This window comes from Staphylococcus sp. EG-SA-2 (assembly GCF_017152085.1).
Genome location: NZ_JACYHC010000391.1, coordinates 1 through 6800 on the forward strand (window position 1 = coordinate 1; position 6800 = coordinate 6800).

At 31.8% G+C, this 6800-nt stretch carries 6 protein-coding genes; 1 reads left to right on the forward strand and 5 read right to left on the reverse strand.

From position 1 onward, the window contains the following. Positions 1 to 136 precede the first annotated feature (136 nt). Entirely contained in the window at positions 137 to 766 is a 630-nt protein-coding gene (locus tag IDG60_RS03625; protein ID WP_000070831.1) for a DUF4887 domain-containing protein, read from the reverse strand. A 702-nt stretch (positions 767 to 1468) separates the two neighbouring features. On the opposite strand from IDG60_RS03625, the gene IDG60_RS03630 reads away from it, so the two are divergent. Beyond that, the gene (locus IDG60_RS03630; RefSeq protein ID WP_000816304.1) at positions 1469 to 2371 is read left to right on the forward strand and encodes a TIGR01777 family oxidoreductase; all 903 of its coding nucleotides are present in this window, start codon (positions 1469 to 1471) and stop codon (positions 2369 to 2371) included. A gap of 242 nt (positions 2372 to 2613) precedes the next feature. On the opposite strand, the gene clpP is transcribed toward IDG60_RS03630, so the two are convergent. The 4 genes from clpP to rapZ all read right to left on the reverse strand — a co-directional run bounded on the left by clpP (position 2614) and on the right by rapZ (position 6723). Beyond that, entirely contained in the window at positions 2614 to 3201 is a 588-nt protein-coding gene (clpP, locus tag IDG60_RS03635; protein ID WP_001049165.1) for an ATP-dependent Clp endopeptidase proteolytic subunit ClpP, read from the reverse strand. 563 nt (positions 3202 to 3764) lie between these two features. Beyond that, positions 3765 to 4709 carry a DNA-binding protein WhiA gene (whiA, locus tag IDG60_RS03640; RefSeq protein WP_000006551.1) on the reverse strand — a complete coding sequence of 315 codons (945 nt, stop codon included), beginning with the start codon at positions 4707 to 4709 and terminating at the stop codon, positions 3765 to 3767. Between the two features lie 110 nt (positions 4710 to 4819). After that, positions 4820 to 5815, reverse strand: a complete 996-nt coding sequence (locus IDG60_RS03645) for a YvcK family protein (protein ID WP_001248939.1) — start codon at positions 5813 to 5815, stop codon at positions 4820 to 4822. Next, the gene (rapZ, locus tag IDG60_RS03650; protein WP_000369722.1) at positions 5812 to 6723 is read right to left on the reverse strand and encodes an RNase adapter RapZ; all 912 of its coding nucleotides are present in this window, start codon (positions 6721 to 6723) and stop codon (positions 5812 to 5814) included. Before rapZ ends, IDG60_RS03645 begins: the two co-directional genes overlap by 4 nt. Positions 6724 to 6800: the final 77 nt, after the last annotated feature.

Below are 6800 nucleotides of genomic sequence, written 5' to 3' on the forward strand. Positions count from 1 at the left end.
TCCGTAAAATAAACAACTAACTATTTAAGTATCATCTCTCCCCTAATTAACAATTATAAAAATAAGAACCAATATTCGAGACAACCTAATTAATTGTGTTGTCTGTCATACTGGTTCATTTTTGTTTGACTAAATACTACTTATCATTAGCATTATTTTGTTTATTTGTTGTTGATTGGCTATTTTGTTGTGGTGCTTGTGGTTTTGCTTGCTGATTTGATTGATTATTTTGTTGATTATTATTTGGCTTTGGTGTTGGTTGTTGCGGCTGTGGTTTAGGCTGAGCTGGTTGTTTATTATCATCAGTTTTCTTCTGATTATCATCTGATTTATCTTGAGATGCATTGTCATCCTTATCTTTCGACTCATCCTTTGATGCTTTATCATCATTCTCTTCTTTAGCAGGACGTTGCTTTGTAGGTGCTTGTTGCTGAGGTGGCACATATTGATATTGATTCTGCTGTGGCAATTGCTGATATTGGTTTGCTTGTGAATCTAGCTCATTCTGCTCTTTTTCCTCTTGTTGCTTTTTCTTTCTCTCTTTTTCTGCATTTTCTTTTTGACGCTTTTCTTTTTGTTCCTGCTTTTGTTCGTTCAACATACGTTCTTTAGCTTTATTCGAATGATCTACATATGCAAAAATTGCAAATACTAATCCTCCGAGTAATAGCAATACCGTCGCAATGCTAACTACTTTCGCTGTTGTACTCATTTTCTTCTTACTTCCATCTTCATTTTTATTGTAGTCGTAATTTTGATTCGACATACTCTCCCTCACTTCAAACTAATTTAAATATAGAAATTATCACGCAACCATTAACATTTTCACAACTAATTTGCTTACCTAGTTTCTACAAATATTAATAAACATTTACTCTTTTTGCCTTCTTCAACTTAAAACTGCCTTCACTATTACTCACTCGTAAATCGGATTCATTTTTACAAAGAAATAGTAGTCTTATATATCTTAACATTTAATAACTAAATCAAACATATTTTGAGCCTTTTTTTGAAAATTAACATTTTAACCTTTTTGATTTTACAACAAATTATAGCTACGTATTGAAAATTAAAGCATTGGTTTAAGTGTTGTGTTAAAAGTTTTTATGTTTAGATTGTTATATTACTATGTATTCTTAAATTTGTTTAAAAAATTAATGCTTTAAATTGATGTATAATGGGAATAAGAAATAAATAAAAACGACCCGCACGATTAACGTACGGGTCCACTACTAAAGGGAGTCAAATTTTTACCTTCGTTTGTATCATGCAGCGTTTTACACATACTTTTAAGAGATGTTTATTCGTTATCGAAGGTACACCTTTATTATAACTTATATCATTTTTATTAAAATACAATTCAAAAAAAATTATTGACATATTATTGTCTAAATAATGTATAACCTTTGAACAACAATAATGATTATTAAATAGTAACTAAATACAAAATTACATGGGGTGAATGATAATGAAACAATACTTAATTACTGGTGGGACTGGTATGGTTGGATCTCAATTAGTTAATGAAATTAAAAAATCAGATTCACATATCACGATATTAACGCGACACGACCAAATTTCAAATGATAAGAAAATTTCATATGTCAACTGGGCTAAATCTGGGTGGGAACACAAAGTTCCTCAAAATATCGATGTGGTCATCAACTTAGCAGGTGCTACACTGAATAAACGATGGACACCGGAATATAAACAAACGCTAATGCTAAGTAGAATTCAATCTACGCAAGCTTTATATGAATTGTTTAAATCACGTAATAAAGCACCTAAAGTTTTATTTAATGCTAGCGCCACTGGTTACTATCCTCCTGATTTATTTATGAGTTACACAGAAGTTTATAAAACTTTACCATTTGATTTCTTATCAGATATTGTGTATCAATGGGAACGTTTCGCACAACAATTTGAACAATTAGGTACGCGAGTTGTCATCGGTCGTTTCGGTATGATTTTATCGAATGAAGGCGGTGCGTTACAAACAATGAAACTACCATACAAATATTACATTGGTGGTAAATTAGGTTCTGGTCAACAATGGTATTCATGGATTCATATCAATGATTTAATTCAAGCTATTTTATTTTTAATAAATAACGAGTCAGCTAGTGGTCCGTTTAATTTAACTGCACCTATACCTGAGCGTCAAAATTTATTTGGCTACACTTTAGCAAGAGCTATGCATAAGCCCCATGAAACTTGGGCACCAAGTCTTGCAATGCGTCTCATACTTGGTCAAATGTCAACAGTAGTATTGGATACTCAAAAAGTATTACCTAATAAAATTCAAGCATTGGGATTCCAATTTAAATATAGTAATTTAAAAATGGCACTTGAAGATTTAATCAAAGAATAATCAATACCATTAATGAGCATTAGAAACAACATATGTACTAAATGTAATGTCTAGAGCGACTTACAAACAAAGGATTGAAATGTTCCTTTCAATGTCTACTTTGAAGGGAACATTTCATATAGTTACGGTTCAACTAGCTTCATTCAATCATATTTCCGCTCAAAGTATAGTAAACAATTTATTGACACCTCGGTTTACTCATACAAAAAGAGCAGACTGCTTAGTCTACTCTTTACTTTGAATTATTTTGTTTCAGGTACCATCACTTCATCAATTAAGCCATATTCTTTAGCTTCTTCTGCAGTTAAGAAGTTATCACGATCTGTGTCTTTTTGTATTTTTTCAATACTTTGACCAGTACGCTCTGATAAAATGCGGTTTAATTTTTCACGTGTTTTTAAAATGTGATTTGCAGCAATTTCGATTTCAGTTGCTTGTCCTTGAGCACCACCTAATGGTTGGTGAATCATTACTTCTGCATTTGGTAACGCGAAACGTTTACCTTTTGCACCAGCTGCTAATAAGAATGATCCCATTGATGCAGCCATACCGATACAAATTGTTTGAACATCAGGTTTAATGTGTTGAATTGTATCATAAATCGCAAAACCAGCTGTTACACTTCCACCTGGTGAATTAATGTATAAATAAATATCTTTCTCTGAGTCTTGCGCTTGTAAGAATAATAACTGTGATACGATTGAATTTGCTACGTTGTCATCAATTTGTGAACCTAACATAATAATACGGTCTTTTAATAAACGTGAGTATATATCATATGCACGTTCACCGCGGTTTGTTGTTTCAATAACTGTAGGAATTAAATTCATCTATATTTCCTCCTTGTAATAACTGTTACTCATTATTTTACATATTAAGTCAAATTTGGTCAAACACTTTGACTTTAAATAGTTACATTGTTTGACGCTTTTCTCTTTCCTTTGTAAACTGATAATATCTATTTTAGATTGTACTTATTTTATTTCTCATAGTACAGAGATATGATTACATATTTGCTCCTTGTGGTGTAATGGATAACACGTAAGATTCCGGTTCTTAAGATAGGGGTTCAATTCCCTTCAAGGAGGCTGTTTTAATAAAATACAATACTTTTCAATACAGAGAATCCCGCAAAGTCGGGATTCTTATTTATGCTGATTTTGTTTTTGTCTATGATCAGTGACTCAATTAATTATCACATTCATATTTTCTTATGACCAAATTGATACATATGATGCTACTTAATGAGAAAATTAGGTAACGCTTGGTTATTGAATTTCCTTCATTAAACTTTCCAGCTCAATTTAATAGTTAGTCGACTATTATTCATTAAACACTTTTTAATCATAAAAAAGGTATTTTTGATAATTCACTACCAAAAACACCTTCTTACTTATAATTCTATTTGTTCACCATTTCTAATCTTATCGGCTAAATCATTAAGTTTTCTTAATCGGTGATTTACACCTGATTTTGAAATTGGACCAGTTGATACCATTTCTCCAAGCTCTTTCAACGAAATTTCTTGATGTTCTACTCGAATTCTAGCAATCTCTCTCAACCTGTCTGGTAAATTTTCAATACCAATTTCTTTATCAATCAATTTAATGCTCTCAACTTGTTTCATCGCAGCACTAACTGTTTTATTTAGATTTGCCGTTTCACAATTAACGAGTCGGTTAACAGAATTACGCATATCTCTTACAATACGTACGTCTTCAAATTTTAATAACGCTTGATAGCCACCTATCAAACTAAGAAAATCCGAAATCTTTTCCGCTTCTTTTAAATACGTAATACTTCCTTTTTTTCGCTCTAAATGTTTGGCATTCAACTCATAACTATTCATTAGTTTCGTTAAGCCTTCTGCATGACTCTCATTTTGAGAAAAAATTTCCAAATGGTACGAAGATGTTTCAGGGTTATTCACTGAGCCACCTGCCAGAAAAGCTCCTCTCAAGTAACTGCGTCTCATTTCATCATCTTGAATCATTGAATGATCAATTTCATGCGTAAAAATGCCGTCTTTTAAAATTCCTAATTCATCAAGAATTTCTTTCGCTTTCATCTTTGTACGACAAATATAAATATTATTTTTTTTAAGCTTCATTTTTTTACGGACTAATATTTCAACTTCCACATTAAAGACACGTTTAATCAACGAATAAATACGTCTTGCCGTTGTTGCATTTTCCGTTTGAACATTTATAACAAATTGTTGATTTGAAAGACTAAGTGCACCATTCATTCGAATCAGCGCACTGAGCTCTGCTTTTGCATTCATTTCATCGACGTCTATTCTAGTTAATTCATTTTTCATTTCTGATGCAAAGCTCATCGTACAGTCATTCCTTTCTTATTTAAAACATGATTCACCTTAGAACCACTGTCTATTTTCATTTTTTTACACAGCTCTATTATCATATCATAATATGATTACGTTCTATATTATTTACGTTTATCACTTGGTACGAAAGGAATAGTACTAATTAATTCTAAAGCTATATCATAAATCATTGTCGATAACACTTTAGTATTATGTCTTACTAAATGATTTTCAGAAATTTCAACTAAATTTGAAGATGTTTTTACATTTATGCTTTCTTTTTCAAGTTCAGCCTTATTAACTTCAACTGGTTTAGAATGTTTTTCTTCATATTTTTTCAAAACTTGAGCATTGAAAGTTTGTGTACTACAAATGACATAATCAATAAACGGTTGTCCAGCTTGTCTATGAATCGCATCGATATGATCTTTCACGCTATAACCATCTGTTTCCCCAGGTTGCGTCATCACATTAGAAACATATAGCTTAGGCGCATCAGAATGAATTAACGCATCTGAAATACCATTGACACATAAGTTAGAAATAACGCTCGTATATAATGACCCTGGTCCAAGAACGATTAAATCTGCTTCCCTTAAAGCATCGATTGCTTCTTCCATTGGTTGCACATCGTTAGGTTCTAAAAACACACGATCAATTTTTTTATGTTTTTTAGGAATATTTGTTTCTCCAAAAACAATTTCTCCATCTTCCATAACAGCATTTAATTGCACACTTGTATTTGTAGATGGAATGACTCTACCTTTAATATTTAAAATTTTACTTAATGCTTTAATGGCATGTCCGAAATCATTCGTAATATTAGTCATACCTGCGATTAATAAATTACCTAATGAGTGACCGCTAATTTGATTTTCTTCAAAGCGATACTGAAAAAGTTGGCTTAAAACTGACTCAGAATCACTTAAAGCTGCAATCACATTTCTGATGTCTCCTGGTGCTGGTATATCCATTTCATCTCTGATTTTCCCTGTACTCCCACCATTATCAGCAACTGTTACAATCGCCGTAATATCAATTGGGAATTCTCTTAATCCCCTAGCCATAACTGATAAGCCAGTGCCACCACCGATAAGTACAACTTTTATTTGTCTCATTTTTTCTCGCCACTTTCAATATGTGCGTCCCTATGATGCACATAAACATTATATTCAAATACTTCATTTAGATAATTACCTAGTCGTTCTGCTAATGCTACAGATCGATGTTGTCCACCCGTACAACCGATGGCAATTACTAATTGAGATTTCCCTTCTTTTTTATACCCGGGTATCATAAAATCTAACAAATCAGTTAATTTTTCAAAGAAAATCTCCGTCTCTTTCCATTTCATAACATAATTATAAACGTCTTTATCTAATCCTGTTAAAGGTCTTAAATCTACTACATAATATGGATTTGGTAAAAATCGTACATCAAATACTAAATCTGCATCCATCTGAATTCCATGTTTAAAACCGAAACTTGTGACATTAATTGTAAAAGTTTCAAACTCTTCATCTTCATAGTATCGACGAATGCGTTCTTTTAATTCTTTAGGTGATAACTTTGTAGTATCTATAACAAAATTAGCTATACTTCTAATTTGAGACAAATGCTCTCGCTCATCATTAATTGCATTAATTAAGGATCTTTTACCTTGTTCCATCAAAGGATGTGCACGACGCGTTTCTTTATATCTTGAAATTAATTTTTCAGTACTTGCTTCTAAAAACATAACATCAATGATGACGTCACTTTCACTTTTAACTTTATCCACTACTGCAACTAATGAATTAAATAGTTCCTTACCTCTTAAATCAATTGCAATTGCCACTTTTCTTAAGGATGGATTTCCTTGTTCCATCAACTCTACAAATTTAGGCAATAACACTGGTGGTAGATTATCTACACAAAAATATCCCATGTCTTCTAAACATTGAATAACCAAAGATTTACCTGCTCCAGATAAACCTGTTACAACTAATAGTTCACTTTTACTTTTTTCTTTTTCATTATTATCCATTATTTTTTCACCGCCAAAACGAATTTCATGATGTTAATTTAAATGTTCTATGACAAAATTAAGCAACGATGTTTTAT